This window comes from Saccharothrix sp. CCNWYY140 (assembly GCF_037401995.1).
Classification (GTDB): Bacteria; Actinomycetota; Actinomycetes; order Mycobacteriales; family Pseudonocardiaceae; genus Actinosynnema.
Genome location: NZ_JBBEGC010000039.1, coordinates 32,103 through 47,698, shown reverse-complemented (window position 1 = coordinate 47,698; position 15,596 = coordinate 32,103). Strand labels below are relative to the sequence as shown.

13 protein-coding genes and 1 tRNA gene are annotated in these 15,596 nt (G+C 72.0%); 11 read left to right on the top strand and 3 right to left on the bottom strand.

Translation table 11 applies throughout. From position 1 onward, the window contains the following. Positions 1 to 21: 21 nt before the first annotated feature. The 9 genes from WBN91_RS19150 to WBN91_RS19110 all read left to right on the top strand — a co-directional run bounded on the left by WBN91_RS19150 (position 22) and on the right by WBN91_RS19110 (position 10,624). A complete protein-coding gene (locus WBN91_RS19150; RefSeq protein ID WP_337725131.1) occupies positions 22 to 903 on the top strand; it encodes a UTP--glucose-1-phosphate uridylyltransferase in 882 nt (293 codons plus the stop codon). A gap of 14 nt (positions 904 to 917) precedes the next feature. After that, entirely contained in the window at positions 918 to 2,141 is a 1,224-nt protein-coding gene (glp, locus tag WBN91_RS19145; RefSeq protein ID WP_337725130.1) for a molybdotransferase-like divisome protein Glp, read from the top strand. Between the two features lie 26 nt (positions 2,142 to 2,167). After that, positions 2,168 to 2,830, top strand: a complete 663-nt coding sequence (locus WBN91_RS19140) for a GNAT family N-acetyltransferase (RefSeq protein WP_337725129.1) — start codon at positions 2,168 to 2,170, stop codon at positions 2,828 to 2,830. Positions 2,831 to 2,982: 152 nt separating this feature from the next. Next, on the top strand, positions 2,983 to 3,639 hold the full coding sequence (gene sepX, locus WBN91_RS19135) for a divisome protein SepX/GlpR (RefSeq protein ID WP_337725128.1): 657 nt from the start codon (positions 2,983 to 2,985) through the stop codon (positions 3,637 to 3,639). 72 nt (positions 3,640 to 3,711) lie between these two features. Then, positions 3,712 to 3,787 (top strand) — tRNA-Ala (locus tag WBN91_RS19130). A gap of 212 nt (positions 3,788 to 3,999) precedes the next feature. Further along, complete coding sequence (locus tag WBN91_RS19125) at positions 4,000 to 5,163, top strand: hypothetical protein (RefSeq protein ID WP_337725127.1); 1,164 nt, start codon at positions 4,000 to 4,002, stop codon at positions 5,161 to 5,163. Positions 5,164 to 5,227: 64 nt separating this feature from the next. Further along, positions 5,228 to 6,034: a PIG-L family deacetylase gene (locus WBN91_RS19120; RefSeq protein WP_337725126.1), complete on the top strand. Its 807-nt coding sequence runs from the start codon at positions 5,228 to 5,230 to the stop codon at positions 6,032 to 6,034. Between the two features lie 22 nt (positions 6,035 to 6,056). Then, positions 6,057 to 9,194 carry a UvrD-helicase domain-containing protein gene (locus WBN91_RS19115; protein WP_337725125.1) on the top strand — a complete coding sequence of 1,046 codons (3,138 nt, stop codon included), beginning with the start codon at positions 6,057 to 6,059 and terminating at the stop codon, positions 9,192 to 9,194. Between the two features lie 131 nt (positions 9,195 to 9,325). After that, entirely contained in the window at positions 9,326 to 10,624 is a 1,299-nt protein-coding gene (locus WBN91_RS19110) for a carbohydrate-binding protein (protein WP_337725124.1), read from the top strand. A gap of 184 nt (positions 10,625 to 10,808) precedes the next feature. On the opposite strand, the gene WBN91_RS19105 is transcribed toward WBN91_RS19110, so the two are convergent. Beyond that, entirely contained in the window at positions 10,809 to 11,516 is a 708-nt protein-coding gene (locus WBN91_RS19105; protein ID WP_337729391.1) for an SDR family oxidoreductase, read from the bottom strand. A 56-nt stretch (positions 11,517 to 11,572) separates the two neighbouring features. Between WBN91_RS19105 and WBN91_RS19100 the strand changes: the two genes are divergently transcribed. Together WBN91_RS19100 and WBN91_RS19095 are read left to right on the top strand one after the other, a co-directional pair. Next, positions 11,573 to 12,142, top strand: coding sequence for a TetR/AcrR family transcriptional regulator (locus WBN91_RS19100; protein ID WP_337725122.1), 570 nt, complete (start codon positions 11,573 to 11,575; stop codon positions 12,140 to 12,142). A 16-nt stretch (positions 12,143 to 12,158) separates the two neighbouring features. Beyond that, positions 12,159 to 14,120, top strand: coding sequence for a serine/threonine-protein kinase (locus WBN91_RS19095; RefSeq protein WP_337725121.1), 1,962 nt, complete (start codon positions 12,159 to 12,161; stop codon positions 14,118 to 14,120). On the opposite strand, the gene WBN91_RS19090 is transcribed toward WBN91_RS19095, so the two are convergent. Both WBN91_RS19090 and WBN91_RS19085 read right to left on the bottom strand, forming a co-directional pair. Then, positions 14,053 to 15,186 carry an APC family permease gene (locus WBN91_RS19090; protein WP_337725120.1) on the bottom strand — a complete coding sequence of 378 codons (1,134 nt, stop codon included), beginning with the start codon at positions 15,184 to 15,186 and terminating at the stop codon, positions 14,053 to 14,055. The genes WBN91_RS19095 and WBN91_RS19090 overlap by 68 nt on opposite strands. After that, positions 15,183 to 15,575 (bottom strand): DUF2000 domain-containing protein, encoded by a 393-nt coding sequence (locus WBN91_RS19085; protein WP_337725119.1) that lies wholly within the window; start codon positions 15,573 to 15,575, stop codon positions 15,183 to 15,185. Before WBN91_RS19085 ends, WBN91_RS19090 begins: the two co-directional genes overlap by 4 nt. Positions 15,576 to 15,596 lie beyond the last annotated feature (21 nt).

Sequence of the window (15,596 nt, the reverse complement as noted above, 5' to 3'; positions counted from 1 at the left end):
ACGCCGTTACGCTCGCTGTCCATGAGCGCCTTCCAGACAGCAATCGTGCCCGCGGCGGGACTGGGCACGCGCTTCCTCCCCACCACCAAGGCGGTGCCCAAGGAGTTGCTGCCGGTCGTCGACACCCCGGGGATCGAACTGGTCGCCACCGAGGCCGCGCAAGCCGGGGCGACCAAGCTCGTCATCGTCACCTCACCGGGCAAGGACGCGGTCGCCGAGTACTTCCGCCCCCAGCCCGAACTGGAACAGACGCTCGAAGCGCGCGGCAAGACCGACCTGGTCGAGAAGGTCCGCCGGGCGTCGAACCTGCTCAAGGTCGAAACGGCCATCCAGGACAAGGCCCTGGGCCTCGGCCACGCCGTCGGCTGCGCCGAGGGCAACCTGACCGGCGACGACGAGGCCGTCGCCGTCCTCCTCCCCGACGACCTCGTGCTGCCCACGGGCGTGCTGACCCGCATGGCCGCGGCCCGCGAGCGGTTCGGCGGCAGCGTGCTGTGCGCGTTCGACATCCCCAAGGAGCAGATCTCCGCCTACGGCGTCTTCGACGTCCGCGACACCGGGGACGACGACGTCAAGCAGGTCGTCGGCATGGTCGAGAAGCCCAAGCCCGAGGACGCCCCCTCCACCTACGCGGCGGCCGGCCGGTACCTCCTCGACCGGGCGATCTTCGACGCCCTCAAGCGCATCACGCCCGGCGCCGGCGGCGAGCTCCAGCTCACCGACGCCATCGCGCTGCTGATCAACGAGGGTCACCCGGTCCACGTCGTGGTCCACCGGGGTGGGCGACACGACCTGGGCAATCCGGCCGGATTCCTCAAGGCTGCGGTTGACTTCGCACTCGAGCACCCGGACTACGGGCCCGAGCTGGGGGAGTGGTTGCGGGAACGCCTCGGCAACTCCTGAACGAGGGTCGGCACATGAGGTCAGTGGAAGAGCAGCTCGCCAGGGTGATCGCCGCCGCCGTGCGGCCCGCCCCGGTGCGCGTGGCGATCTCCGAGTCGCAGGGCCTGCTCTGCGCGGAGGAGGTCGTCGCGGAGCGCGCGTTGCCCGGGTTCGACCAGGCGGCGGTGGACGGCTACGCGGTGCGCAGCGTGGACGTGCAGGCCGCCGGCGGGGAACCGGTCCAGTTGCCGGTGGTCGGCGAGATCCCCGCCGGCTCCCGCCAGCCCAGACGGTTGCAGCCGGGCCAGGCGGTCCGGGTCGCGACCGGCGCGCCCCTGCCGACCCTGGCCGACGCCGTCGTGCCCCTCGGGTACACCGACGGGCACGCGGCGAAGGTGACCGTCCACCGCGCGGTGCCGTCCGCGGCGTTCGTGCGGCGCACCGGCGAGGACGTGCAGACCGGTGACGTCGCCGTCCGCCGCGGCGCGACCATCGGCGCCGCCCAGGTCGGCCTGCTGGCCGCCGTGGGCCGCAACAAGGTCCTGGTCCACCCCCGGCCGCGGGTGTCGGTGATCTCCGTCGGCGAGGAACTGGTCGACGTGGACCGCACCCCCGGCCAGGGCCAGGTCTACGACGTCAACTCCTACGCGCTGGCCGCCGCCGCGCGGGACGCGGGCGCCGAGGTCAGCCGGGTCGGGATCATGTCGGTCGACCCGCGCAAGCTGCGCGAGGTCGTCGAGGGACGGCTGCTGCTGTCCGAGATCGTGGTCATCGCGGGCGGGGTCGGCGGCGTCGTGGGCGACGAGGTCCGCGCGGCGCTGGCCGACCTGGGCGACGTCGACTGCACGCGCGTGGCCATGCACCCCGGCTCGGTGCAGGGCTTCGGGCGGCTCGGGCCGGACGCGGTGCCCACGTTCCTGCTGCCCGCGAACCCGATGAGCGCCCTGGTCGTGTTCGAGGTGCTGGTCCGCCCGCTGATCCGGGCCGCGCTGGGCAAGCGCAACCCGTACCGGCGGGCGGTGGGCGCGCGGCTGCTGTCGCCGCTGACCTCGGCCAAGGGGCGGCGCGGCTTCCTGCGCGGCCAGTTGCTGCGCGACGCCGACAACGGCGAGTACCTCGTGCAGCCGCTGGGTACCTCCGGTGCGCACCTGCTGGCGTCGCTGGCCGAGGCCAACTGCCTGATCATGGTCGACCAGGACGTGACCGACGTGGCGGCGGGCGAGGAAGTGCTGGTCAGCTTCCTGGCCCAGAAGAGTTGAACTCGGGACGAGTCGATCGGAGGGGGATGGGCGCGGGTCTCGCGTGGGAAGGCGGCAGGCACCCCGGCTGGCCCGCGCGGCTCGGTCCGCTGCGGGTCGAGGCCGGTGTCGTCGCGCTGCGCCCGCCCAAGCTGTTCGACGCCTCCGCGTGGTCGCGGATCCGGATGCGCGACCAGGCCCACCTGGAGGAGTGGGAGCCCACCGCCGTCGACGGCTGGCCCGAGCGCAACGCCGCCATGTCGTGGCCGGCGCAGTGGTCGTCCCTGAAGTCCCTCGCCCGGCGCGGCCAGGCGCTGCCGTTCGTGATCACCGTGGACGGCGACCTGGCCGGGCAGATCACCGTGGGCAACATCGTGCGCGGGTCGCTGCGCTCGGCGTGGGTCGGGTACTGGGTCGCGGCCGACCGGGCCCGGGGCGGCGTGGCGACGGCGGCGTTGGCGCTGGTCGTGGACCACTGCTTCGGCGAGGCCGGGCTGCACCGGCTGGAGGCCACCGTGCGGCCGGAGAACAAGGCCAGCCTGCGGGTGCTGGCCAAGGCCGGTTTCCGCGAGGAAGGGCTGTTCCAGCGCTACCTCGATGTGGCCGGCGACTGGCGCGACCACCTGTGCTTCGCGATGACCGCGGAGGAGGCGTCCCCCGAGGGGTTGGTACGCCGATTGGTCGCCGCCGGGTTCGCCCGAACCGCCTGATCAGCGTGCCGAGCGGCTTATTCGGATCACCCGAAAGTGGGTGATAGACCACACTTTGGTACGTACGCCGGTCGGCGTGCCTCCGACACAGGTGTGACTGTTGTGACTAGCGTGGCGTACGAAGTCCGCGCGGGTAGGGGGAGGTGACGGGGATGCCGAGTTCGTTGATCATCGTGGGACTGGTGGTGGCCTGGCTGGTCGTCCTCGTCCCGATGGTGGCGCGCAAGCGCGCCGACGCGCGGACCAGCATGGAGGAGGGGTACGACGCCATGCCCGACGCCGAGTTCGACGAGTACGACGACTACGCCGACGCCGAGTTCGAGGAGGTCGCGCACCGGCCCTACCGGCCCGGCCGCGGCGGCTTCGACCCGGAGACCGCGGCGATCGTGGCGCAGGCGAAGTACGCGTTCCGCCGTCGCGTCGTGGGCACGTTGCTGCTGCTCGCCCTGGTCACGGGCGTGGTGGCGGGCGTGCTGTACCCGCTGGCCTGGTGGGGCCACGCGGCCGTCGACGTGACCCTGGTCGGCTACCTCGTGTACCTGCGCCGCCAGGTCCGCATCGAGGAGGACGTCCGGGCCCGCCGCCTGGCCCGCCTGGCCCAGGCCCGCCGCCGGCCGTCCCCGCGCCCGGCGGTTGTCGCCGACGCCGAGGTCGACGTCGAGGAGGAGCCGGGCCTGACCCCGCAGCCGCGCTTCGAGCACCACGTCCGCCCCGGCACGGTCGTGGTGGACGCCGACGACGAGGACCCGGTGTTCGTCGAGCTGGACGGCCCGGAGGCGCTGCCGTACCGGCGGGCGGTGGGCGAGTAGAGGGGGGTGGCGGAACCACCCCCCGACGCCTGATATGCTTTCGCCGCACCACCGAGAACGACAACTGAACACGGGGCTGTAGCGCAGTTGGTAGCGCGACTCGTTCGCATCGAGTAGGTCAGGGGTTCGATTCCCCTCAGCTCCACCAGAGTACGACGTGCACGAACCCAGGGCGGATGCCGGTGAACCGGTCTCCGCCCTTTTTGCTGCGTGCGTTCAACCGGCCCCTGCGGTGAAGTCGGCGGTTCCCCTTAGGCTGCCGCTGTGCCCGTGTCGCGGAAGCGGAAGAAGAAGTCCGGCAAAGCTCCTGGGTCGTCGAGGCCCCGCGTTGATCAGCAGGTGCCGGGCGGTGATCTCGGTGTGCTGGATCGCGAGTTCGGGACCGCTTGGCGAGAACTGACCGCCGCCCGGGAACAGGCGGAGGTGCGGCGGGCCGCGTGGGCCGAGGTGGCGGCGACGGAGTTGGTCGCCGATTTCGTGCGGGTTGTGGCGGATCAGCCGGACGTGGACGTGGAAGACGCGTTGTGCCTGCGGTTGGGGACGCTGTTGGGCGAGGCGGCGCGGTTGCCGGTGGACGAGGACGTGCAGCCGCGGCACATCGCCGACGCTGTGGTGAAGGCGGCTGTGGCCGGCGGTGCGGACGCTTCTCGGGTGCTCACCGCGGTGGCGGGCGTCCTGCCGAATCCGTACGGCGCGGCTGCGGCGGCCGGGATCGCCCGGAACGCGGTGGGGCGGCGGGTGCCGCCGGGTCCGAGGGTCAGTGGTCCGGTGTTGTGGACCCGGGACCGGTACGGCAGCCGGTTCGGTGTCGTCACGCCGATCGCCCGTGCGGACGGGTCGGAGCGTTGGTACTTGTGGGACCTCGACGCCTGCGGGCACGAGGTGTGCACCGTGCACAGCCGCTTCCACCCCACGCCGGAGGCGGCGGTGGCGGACTGGCGGGACGGGGTCGGCGAGATCGCCGCCGCAGGCACGGAGTTCGTCCCGGTCGACGACCCGTGGCTGCTCTCCCAGCTGATGGCGGTGGATCCGGGGATGCACGACCACGGTGGGGAGAGCGAGGCGCAGTTCGCCGAGTTCTTCCGGGCGAGGCGGTTGGCCGAGCTCGTCAAGCAGGCGGTGGCGCGGCGGGGACGTCCACCTGCCCGGGGTGTGGACGTCGCCACGGCGGCGGCCGAGTTCGCCGCGTGGCTGCGTGCCCGTGGCACCCATGAGGCGTCGGACGATCTGGACGAGTTGGCCTGGGAACTGGCCGACTCGTGGTGCGTCTACGACCTCGACGCGTTGTTCACCGCTTGTTCCCCGCACCGGGTCGCCCTGTTCGTGCCGTTCGTGCGGGACTACTACGGCGAGGATTACGCCGGCGAGTTGGTGGCCCTGCTACCCGAATGGACCCGGTGGCTGGCCGAGCGCAACGCGACGCCGCCCGAACTGGCCGAGCGTTGTGTGCCCTACGCCCACGGCCTACAACACCCGCAGCTCGGAGTCGGCGAACCCGACTATTACGCCCGCGTCGTCGAGTAGGTCGGCGGCGCACGTCGTATCCCGTTGCCCAGAACCGCCTCCTCCCCTTGTAGGGAGGGATGCGATGACCACCACCGTGAGCTTTGTCGCTCACCCGGACGACGACCTGCTGTTCATGAACCCGGACATCCTGTCCGACGTGCAGGCCGGTTATGACGTGTGGGTGGTGTACCTGACAGCTGGGGATCTGTTGTGCGGTGAGGGGTTTCCCGCGTGTGGCATGGAATACGCCGACATGCGCATCCACGGTGCACGGGCCGCTTATGCGCGCGCGGCGCATGTGGCCAACCAGTGGACGTTCGAGACGTTGACGTTGGGTGGGCACGAGATCGCCACGAACACGTTGGACGGCACGCGGGTGCGGTTGTTGTTCACGTTCGTCCACGCCGCAGGGGGCAGTGACCAGACCGGGGACCTGGCGCGGATGGTGTTGGACGAGAGCTTTGTGGCGCAACCCATCGACGGTCGCGCGCCTTATACGCGTTCGTCGTTCATCGGGATGCTGCATGATGTCTTGGCCACGGCCCAACCGGACTACGTGCGGACGTTGAGCACCGTTGGGCACCGTGAGACCGACAGGGACCACGTCGACCACGTCGCCGGCGCGATCTTGGCTTCCCTCGCCGATCTGGACGGCGATGGGCGGACGTGGGTGCGGCGTGACGAGTACGACGGGTACGTGATCCGGCAGCGGCCGGAGAACTGGTCCGGGTACTGGAAGGACGAGAAAACCGCCGTGTGGCAAGCGTACCGGCCGCACGACCCGATGCTCCGCCCCGGCGACTGGGACCACCTGATGGGTCGCCAGTACCGGCAGCGCGTCTTCGAGGTCGGCGACCCGTGGACACCGCCGCCGGACTTCACCGGGTAGCCGTGCCGCTACCATCGGCGCGGTGCGATTCGTGGCCGATCTCCACATCCACTCCAAGTACTCGCGGGCGTGCAGCCGGGACTGCGACCTCGAACACCTGACCTGGTGGGCCCGCCGCAAGGGGATCTCGCTGGTGGGCACCGGCGACTTCACCCACCCGGCGTGGCACGACCACCTGCGTGACACGCTCGTCCCGGCTGAGCCCGGCCTGTTCCGGTTGCGCGAGGACCTGGACCGCGACATCGACCGGACCCTGCCGCCGTCGCTGGCTTCGCGGACCGTGCGGTTCATGCTGTCCGTGGAGATCTCGACGATCTACAAACGCGACGGCCGCACGCGCAAGGTGCACCACCTCGTGTACATGCCCGACCTGGACTCGGCGGCGGAGTTCAACCGGCGCATGGCGCGCATCGGCAACATCGCCTCGGACGGGCGCCCCATCCTCGGCCTGGACTCGCGGGACCTGCTGGAGATCACGCTGGAGTGCGGCGGCTACCTGGTGCCGGCGCACGTGTGGACGCCGTGGTTCGCCGTGCTGGGCTCGAAATCCGGCTTCGACGCCGTGGCCGACTGCTACGCCGACCTCGCCGACCACGTGTTCGCCGTGGAGACGGGCCTGTCCAGCGACCCGGAGATGAACTGGCGCGTCTCGTCCCTGGACCGCTACCGCCTGGTCAGCAACTCCGACGCCCACTCGCCACCCGCGCTGGGCCGTGAGGCGACCGTGTTCGACACCGAGCTGGACTACCACTCGGTGCGGCGCGCGCTGGAGACCGGGGACGGGCACGCCGGGTCGATCGAGTTCTTCCCCGAGGAGGGCAAGTACCACGTCGACGGGCACCGCAAGTGCGGTGTGCGGATGGAGCCCGTCGAGACGTTGGCGCACAACGGGATTTGTCCGGTGTGCCGCAAGCCGTTGACGGTGGGGGTGCTGAGCCGGGTCGAGGAGCTGGCCGACCGGGATTCGGGATTCCGGCCCGAGGGGGTGGCGGGGTTCGTGAACCTGGTGCCGCTGCCGGAGATCATGAGCGAGATCGTCGGGACGGGGCCGAAGAGCAAGAAGGTGCTGGCGGAGGTCGACCGGCTGACGGCGGCGTTCGGGCCGGAGCTGGAGATCTTGCAGGACGTGCCGGTGGACGACCTCGCGGCTCATTCCACGTTGTTGGGGGAGGCTGTCGAGCGGTTGCGGCGGGGGCAGGTGGTGCGGGACGCCGGGTATGACGGTGAGTACGGGGTGATCCGGCTGTTCGAGCCGGGGGAGTTGGAGCGGCGGGGTTCGGCTTTGTCGCTGTTCGAGTTCGCGGTTCCGGAGCCGGTGTCCGCCGGTCCGGTGTCCGAGCCGGTCGTCGGTTCGGGTGTCGCGGTTGGCGAGTCGGTTGTCGGTTCGGGCGTCGTGCACGTCGAGCCGGTCGTTGGTTCGGGTGTCGCGGTTGTTCATCCACAGGCCGCGAGTTGTCCACAGCCTGCGGTCGTCGAGGGCTCGATGTCGGACCCCGGCGGTAGACTGGAGCAGGGACGCCCCCGGGAGGGTGGGGGTCTGCCTGGGGGGCGGATTGGGTCCGGCGAGGGTGCGTTTTCGCTGTTGGAGGCGCTTGATCCGGATCAGCGGGTGGCGGCCGGTAGTGGTGGCGGGCCGTTGTTGATCATTGCTGGGCCTGGGACCGGTAAGACGCGGACGTTGACCCACCGGATCGCGCACCTGGTCGTCGAGCGGGGTGTGCCGGCCGAGGAGTGTCTCGCGATCACGTTCACCCGGCGGGCCGCCGAGGAGATGGCTGAGCGGCTGGAGGTGCTGGGGGCGCGGGTTGTGGTGGCGACCTTCCACTCCTTGGGGGTGCGGATCCTGCGGGAGCACCACGCGGAAGTGGGGTTGTCGCCCTCCTTCGGCATCGCGGATCCCGACCGGCAGGTCGAAGTCGCCCGGACGGTGTGCGGGGACGACAAGGAGGCTCGGCGGCTGGTTGCCGAAGGGGCCGAGGTCTACAAGAAAGCCTTGCGGGCGCAGGACCTGGTCGACTTCGACGACCTGGTGGAGCTGCCGCTCGGCCTCCTCGAAACCCGGCCCGATCTGGTCGACGCCTACCGCGCCCGCTTCCGCTGGATCTCCGTCGACGAGTACCAGGACGTCGACGAGCGCCAGTACCGACTCCTCCGCCTGCTCGCGCCCGCCGACGGGAACCTCACGGCGATCGGCGACCCGGACCAGGCGATCTACCGGTTCCGGGGCGCGGACGTCGGCTTCTTCCTGCGCTTCCGGCAGGACTTCCCCTCGGCGCGGGAAGTGCACCTGACCCGCAACTACCGATCCAGCCCGGCGGTCGTGCGTGGGGCGTTGGCGGTGGTCTCGCCGTCCACGTTGGTGCCCGGCCGTGCGCTGGAACCGCACGGGGACCACGGGGACGCGCCGATCGGTGTGCACCACGCGGCGTCCGAGCAAGCCGAAGCGGCGTTCGTGGCGCGGACGATCGAGCAGGTGCTCGGTGGGGCGTCGTTCCACGCGTTCGACAGTGGACGGGTGACCTCGGACGGCACCCAAGGGCTCGGGTTCTCCGACTTCGCCGTCCTGTACCGGACCGACCGGCAGTCCAAGGCCCTGGTGGACGCGCTCACCCGGTCCGGGCTGCCGTTCCAGAAGCGGTCGCACGACCGGTTGTTGGACCGGCCCGGGGTGGCGCGGATCGTGCGGGAGCTGGCGTTCACCGCCGGTGAGTCCATTGTGGACAGGGTTCGTGCGGTGGCGGGTGAGGACCACACCGCCTACGAACTGCTCAAGCCGCTGGCGCTGGACTGCGGCACGGACTTCGAGCGGTTCCACACGACGCTCGCGCTGGGCGTCGAGGTGGACACGTGGGACCCGCGGGCGGATCGGATCTCGTTGCTGACGCTGCACGCGTCCAAAGGGCTGGAGTTCCCCGTGGTGTTCATCGTCGGCTGCGAGGACGGCCTGCTGCCGCTGCGGTGGCCCGGTCAGGACGACGACACCGACGAGGAGCGCCGCCTGCTGTTCGTCGGGATGACCCGGGCGCAGCGGCACCTGTTCCTCAGCCACACCTCGGTCCGGCCGCGCTCGCCGTTCCTGGCCGACCTGGGCGACTTCCGGCGGATCGGTGACGAGCAGCCCCAGCGGCGGAGCAAGGGGACGCAGGTCAGCCTGTTCTGAAAGATCACGAGTGGTATGGACCATAACGCGGTGTTATGGCTGAACTGGCATATCCGCCAGGCCACGCGGCCGGCTAGCGTCGAGGGCAAGGCCCCGCATCCCGTGTCACCACCCCTGCAAGGAGACAGCGGATGACTCGACGCATCGCCGCCGCCGTCGCCGCGACGGTCCTGAGCGCTGCCGGTGTCGCAGCGGTCGTGGCCGGCAGCGCGACCGCAGGCCCGCCACCAGCACCGGAGAGCGACCTGGTCGCCGCCCTGTCGCGCGACCTCGGCCTGACCCCTGACCAGGCCCGGACCCGACTGGTCCGCGAGGCGCAAGCGGCCCGCGCGGACCACGACCTCAAGGCGCGGCTCGGCGCCGCCTACGCCGGCGCGTGGCTGGACAAGGACGCCGCGCTGACCGTCGCGGTCACCAACGAGGCCCGGGTCCAGGCCGTGAAGGACGCCGGGGCCACGCCCAAGGTGGTCAAGCGCAGCCAGATCCAGCTCGACGCGCTCAAGGCCAAGCTCGACGCGAACAAGGACGTCCCCGCCGGCGTGCCCGCCTGGTACGTCGACCTGCCCTCGAACTCCGTCGTCGTCCTGGCGCGGGACCTCGGCAACGCCAAGGCGTTCGCCAAGGCCAGCGGCTTGGACGAGGCGGACGTCCGGATCGAGGCGTCGACCGAGGACCCGCGCCCGCTGATCGACGTGATCGGCGGCAACGCGTACTACATGAGCGGCGGCGGACGCTGCTCGGTCGGGTTCTCGGTCAACGGCGGCTTCGTCACGGCCGGCCACTGCGGCACCACCGGCCAGGGCACCACGCAGCCGACCGGCACGTTCGCCGGGTCCAGCTTCCCCGGCAACGACTACGCCTGGGTCCGCGTGGGCGCCGGCAACACCATGCGCGGCCTGGTCAACCGCTACCCCGGCACCGTGCCGGTGGCCGGGTCGACCGACGCGCCGGTGGGCGCCTCGGTGTGCCGGTCCGGCTCCACCACCCAATGGCGCTGCGGCACCATCCAGCAGCGCAACACCTCCGTCACCTACCCCCAGGGCACCGTCTCCGGAGTGGTCCGCACCAGCGCCTGCGCCGAACCCGGCGACTCGGGCGGCTCGTGGCTCTCCGGCGACCAGGCCCAGGGCGTCACCTCCGGCGGGTCCGGGAACTGTTCGTCCGGCGGGACCACGTACTTCCAACCGGTGAACGAGATCCTCCAGGCCTACGGCCTCCAGCTGGTCACCAGCGGTGGCACGACGTCACCGACGTCGCCGACCACCACGACCAGCAACCCCGGCCAGACGACCTGGCAGCCGGGCACCACGTACGCGATCGGCTCCCTCGTGACGTACGGCGGTGTCGGGTACCGGTGCTTGCAGGGGCACACGTCCCAAACCGGCTGGGAACCGCCCAACGTGCCCGCCCTGTGGGAGCGCGTGGGCTAGCGGCGAGCCACATGCGCGGGGGAGGGGTCCGGCGCCCGTCGTCGGACCCCCCTTCCGCGCACACCGGGGGTGCGAGGCGGCTGCGGAGACGCCTCCCCCCACCGGGACCGCGCGGGCGTTTGCGGAGGCGCCCCGGGTCCCACCACCGGGTGGCGGGGCGTTTGCGGAGACGCCCCGCCCCCACTTACAGGTGCGCGCCCCCGGTGGCGTCGATCCACGCCCCGGTCACCCACCGCGCGTCCGCCGAGGCCACGAACGACACGACGTCTGCGATGTCCCCGGGCTGCCCGATCCGTCCCAGCGCCGACCGCGCCGCCATCGCCGCCTCCGCCTCCGGGTTGCCCCGCAGCCACCCGGCGTTGACGTCGGTGTCCACGACCCCCGGCGCGACCGTGTTCACCGTGATCCCGCGCGGCCCCAGGTGCTGGGCCAACGTCCGCGTGAACGTGTCCAGCGCCCCCTTGGTCATCGAGTACGCGATGCCCTCCGGGAACGCGATCCGCGTGACGCCCGACGAGATGTTCACGATCCGCCCGCCGTCCCGCAGCAACGGCAGCGCCCGCTGCACCACGAAGAAGGGCGCCCGCACGTTGACCCCGAACACCTCGTCGAACTCGTCCGGTGTCACGTCCTCGATCGGGTTGAGCAGCCCGATCCCCGCGTTGTTCACCACGACGTCCAGCTCCGGCAGGTCGGCGAACAGCGCGTCCACCTCGTCCGGCAGGGACGCCCGCACGGCGAACGCCCCGCCGCCCGCCGCCGCCACGACCTCCTTGGCCGCCACCTCGTCGCGCCCGTAGTGCACGACCACGCGCAAGCCGTCCGCCGCCAGGCGCAGCGCGATCGCCCGCCCGATGCCCCGGCTCGCCCCCGTCACCAGCGCTGTCCTCATCGTCCCGCCAATCTGTAGTGACTGTTACAGAATGCCACTGTAGCGGTCGTTATAAAATGGCGGGCGTGGCGGGGCGCAGGCGTGGGTTCGACCGGGAGGAAGTCCTCGACCAGGTGACGCGCGCCTTCTGGCGGGCGGGCTACGACGCCACCTCCGTGGCCGACCTCACCAAGCTCACCGGAGTGAACCCGCCGAGCCTCTACGCGGCCTTCGGCGACAAGAAAGCCCTGTTCAACGAGGTCGTCGAGCGGTACTGGCGGACCTACGGCGCGTTCACCACCCGAGCCCTCGACGAGGAGCCCACCGCGCGCAGGGCCGTCGAGCGGGTGCTGCGGGAGGCTGCCGTCGAGTACACCGCCGACGACCGGCCGCGTGGCTGCCTGGTCCTCAGCGCCCCCGAACTGGGGCACCTGCGCGAGGTCGCCCTCGCCGCGGTGGAGGACAAGATCAGGAACGACGTCGCCGCCGGTCGGCTGCCCGCCCGAACCGATCCGCACGCCCTGGCCGTGTACGTGGCGGCCATCGTGCGCGGCATGTCGGACCTCGCCCGCGACGGCGCGACGCGCGACGAACTCCGCCACGTTGCGGATGCGGCCATGTCGGCGTGGCCCTCACCCGTACCCTGAGGGGCGACGAGAAGGGGTGGTGGAGGGCGTGGAGCTGGCCAAGTCGCTGCTGGACTGGCTGCACGGCTTTACCGGCATCCCCCTGTGCCCGGGTGACTGGGCGTGGACCACGACGGCCCTCGGCGCGCTGATCGGCGTGCTGCCGACCATCGCGGCGCTGCTGTCGATCACCATCCGCCGGGTCGTCGGCAACTCCTACGGGCCGGTCACCGGGGCGATGTTCGCCGTCCTGGGCGTGACCAGCACGCTCGTGCTGCCGTGGGTGCTGTTCTCCGGAACGTTCGAGACCCTCCAGCGCGGGTCGCTCTACGGGATGGAATCGCTGTCGACGTCGCCGTGCGTGGCGTTCACCCAGCAGCGGTACCTGGTCAACGCGCCGTCGATCATCCGGGCGGTCAGCGGCCAGTCCGACAAGGTCTTCCTGATCGCCGCCGGGATCACCGCCGTGCTCGCGCTGCTGTGCCTGGTGTTCGTGATGATGCAGGCCGGCTCGGCGTTCCGGCTCGGACCCAACTGGCCCCGACGGGTGTTCTGGCCGCCCTTCCTGGTGCTGTTGGTGGCCACGTCGTTGCTGCCCGTGACGCTGGTGGGGCACCTGCTCCTCGGGTTCTTCCCGATTGCGCTGATCGGCTCACTCGTCGTGCGGATTTTCGGGTTGACTACCGCCATGCTCAACCGCCCCGGCCGGGACCGCGGTGCCCCGGCCACGCCGCAGCAGCCCGCGTCCTCGTCGCACGGCCCGTCGGCCCGGCCGACGCCGCAGCAGCAGGCCGTGTCCGCGCGGCAGAACCCCCCGCCGCACAACCCCCAGCAGAACCCGCCGCCGTACCAGCCGGCCGGCAAGCCGCCGCCCTACCAGCCCGCGCACATCCCGCCGTACCGGCCGATCCCGCCGTACAACCCGACGCCGCCGCCGATGCAGAAGCCGGTCCAGCCGCGCCAGTACCCGCCGACGCGGGTCGCCGAGGTGCCGCCGGTGCCGGGCGCCGAGCCGCCGCGCCCCACGCGCGTGGAGCAGCAGCCCGCCCAGCTCGCCGACACGCCCGGTCCGCTGCCCTTCGGCCCCGGCGCGACCCCGTCCACCCCGACGCCACCGGCCGACTCCGGCAAGGTGTGGAACCCGGCGGGCGGCCGGTTCCGGCGCGTCCGACAGCTCGGGCGGGGCGGGTTCGGCACGGTGTGGCTCGCCGTGGACACCCAGCTCGACCGCACGGTCGCCGTGAAGCTCGCGCACGCGCCGGACAACGACACCGAGCAGCGCATGTTGCGCGAGGCGCGGGCGCTGGCGGCGGTCCGGCACCCGAACTGCGTGCGCGTGTTCGACATCGTGCAGGACCCGGACGGCCTGGCCATCGTCATGGAGTACATCGACGGCCAGCCGCTGTCCGACGTGGTGCTCAAGAACGGGCTGCTCCAGGACACCCTCGCCGCCCGCCTCTGGGTCAACATGGCCGACGCGCTGGCCGCCGCCCACGAGCAGGGCGTGCTGCACCGGGACGTGAAGCCGTCCAACGTGATCGTCGACGGCAGCGGCACCGCGCACCTGATCGACTTCGGCATCGCCCGCTCGAAGGGCGACAGCACCCTGACCGCCACCGGCATGATGGTCGGCACCCCGGACTTCCTGGCCCCTGAGACCGCGCGCGGCGAGGCGGCCAGCCCGGCCTCGGACTCCTGGCAGCTGGCCGCCACGGTCAGCTACGCCCTGACCGGCCACCCGCCGCGCGGGTCGCGGGACAACCCGATCTCGTCGCTGATGGCGGCGGCGCAGGGCGAGCCGTGCGTGAAGCTGCCCCAGCACAGCGCCCACACGCGGCTGCTCACCAACGCCCTGGACGCCGACCCGGCCAAGCGCCCGTCGCTGTCGTCGGTGCGGGCCGAGCTGGGGTCGTGGCTGTCGAAGGCCGGCGTCAGCACCGAGGGCCCGGTGACGCGGCTGATCGACCGGCCCGAGCCGCCGACCAGGCCAGTGCGCTGACCACGGCCGGCACCAGCAGCCACCAGCCGGAGAACCCCAGCACCACCAGCGTGAACGCCAGGGCGACGGCCGGCGGGGCCTTGCGCGGCAGCAGCTTGACCGCCGCCGCCATGCCCGCCGCCGTCACCGCCGCGAGCGTCGTCGCGGTGACACCCATGAGCGTGGCCAGGTCGACCCGCCACACCGCCGTCACCACGAGCAGCACCGCGCACCACCCGGCCTGCACGCCGAGGGACCTCTTCAGGCCCATCGCCGTGCCGAGTTCCTTGGCCCCGGCCAGGTAGGTGTTGACCGCGCCGAAGGTCAGCAGCACGGCCGCGACCGCCGTCGTGGCGCGGGCGGCCGGCCCGAAGGTCTGCTCCAGCAGCACGGCCAGCGGCACGTCCCCCGGCACCGCGACCGTCGTGACCGCCAACCCCAGGTAGAGGACTGCGACGACGACCAGGGTCCGCCGGGTCGCCCGGCGCGGGTCGGCCGCGCCGGACAGGTGGCTGCCCGCCTCCCAGCCCGCGAACGCGAAGAACAGCACGGTCGCGGCCGTGCCGACGGCGAGCCAGCCGTGCGGCGCGAAGGGCGTGAAGTCGGCGGTGGTGACGTGCGGCAGGCGGAACGCGATCGCGGTCGCCACCAGGGCCGTGAGCAGGCCGACCAGCAGCACCTGGGCGGTGGCCGAGACGTGGAACCCGGCGTGGTTCGCGAGGAACGCGGCGGCGAGGATGAGCGTCCCCCACAACAACGGGTGCCCGCCCGCCGCGTGCGCCACGTACTGCCCGCCGACGAGCGCGCCACCCAAGACCCCGACCGGCACGCCCACGGCGTAGAACCACCAGGCGACGGTGTTCTGCGCCCGAGGACCGAAGGCGTGCCCCACGAACCCGGCCACACCGTGTCCGCCGGGGTAGCGGGTGCCCAGTTCGGCGAACGACATCGCCACCGGGACGCTCAGCACCAGCAACAACACCCAGGCCGGCAACGACGCCGGGCCGGCGGCTCTGTTCGCCAGCGCGGGCAGCACCAACACCCCCGGCCCCAGCACCGCGCCGAGGTACATCGCGGTCAGCCTCATGACATCAACGGCAGCTTGCGGGTCAGCTTCGTGACCACGTCCCGCGGCCCGTGCAGCGCGACCGCCACGAACTCCGGGTCGTGCGCGCGGGCGAGGTCTTCGAGGTAGGCGTCGTAGGCGCGGGCGCGGCGGGCGACCTCGGTGAACCCGATCGCGGTGACCCCGGCGGCGGCGTGCAGGTCCTTGATCGTGGCGGCGTCGGCGGTGAGGACGGGGACCGGGTGGTCGGTGATGCCGAGGTGGGTGGCGCCGTCGGCGTCCTTGCCGTCGTCGCCGAGGGTGTCGGGCAGGCGCGCGCCGAGGCTCAGCCCGAGGACGACGGCGGCGTTGGCGGCGAGGTTGGGCGGCAGGTCGGCGCGCAGGACGAGGACGATCCTGGTGGACAGCACAGCGCGTTTCCATTCATTCGA

What these genes read in the sequence shown, in the direction of transcription:
- WBN91_RS19120 (WP_337725126.1), top strand. Translation starts at nt 5,228, where the DNA reads ATGACCACCACCGTGAGCTTTGTCGCTCACCCGGACGACGACCTGCTG.
- glp (WP_337725130.1), top strand. Translation starts at nt 918, where the DNA reads ATGAGGTCAGTGGAAGAGCAGCTCGCCAGGGTGATCGCCGCCGCCGTG.
- sepX (WP_337725128.1), top strand. Translation starts at nt 2,983, where the DNA reads ATGCCGAGTTCGTTGATCATCGTGGGACTGGTGGTGGCCTGGCTGGTC.
- WBN91_RS19090 (WP_337725120.1), bottom strand. Translation starts at nt 15,186, where the DNA reads ATGAGGCTGACCGCGATGTACCTCGGCGCGGTGCTGGGGCCGGGGGTG.
- WBN91_RS19100 (WP_337725122.1), top strand. Translation starts at nt 11,573, where the DNA reads ATGGCGGGCGTGGCGGGGCGCAGGCGTGGGTTCGACCGGGAGGAAGTC.
- WBN91_RS19140 (WP_337725129.1), top strand. Translation starts at nt 2,168, where the DNA reads ATGGGCGCGGGTCTCGCGTGGGAAGGCGGCAGGCACCCCGGCTGGCCC.
- WBN91_RS19105 (WP_337729391.1), bottom strand. Translation starts at nt 11,516, where the DNA reads ATGAGGACAGCGCTGGTGACGGGGGCGAGCCGGGGCATCGGGCGGGCG.
- WBN91_RS19150 (WP_337725131.1), top strand. Translation starts at nt 22, where the DNA reads ATGAGCGCCTTCCAGACAGCAATCGTGCCCGCGGCGGGACTGGGCACG.
- WBN91_RS19110 (WP_337725124.1), top strand. Translation starts at nt 9,326, where the DNA reads ATGACTCGACGCATCGCCGCCGCCGTCGCCGCGACGGTCCTGAGCGCT.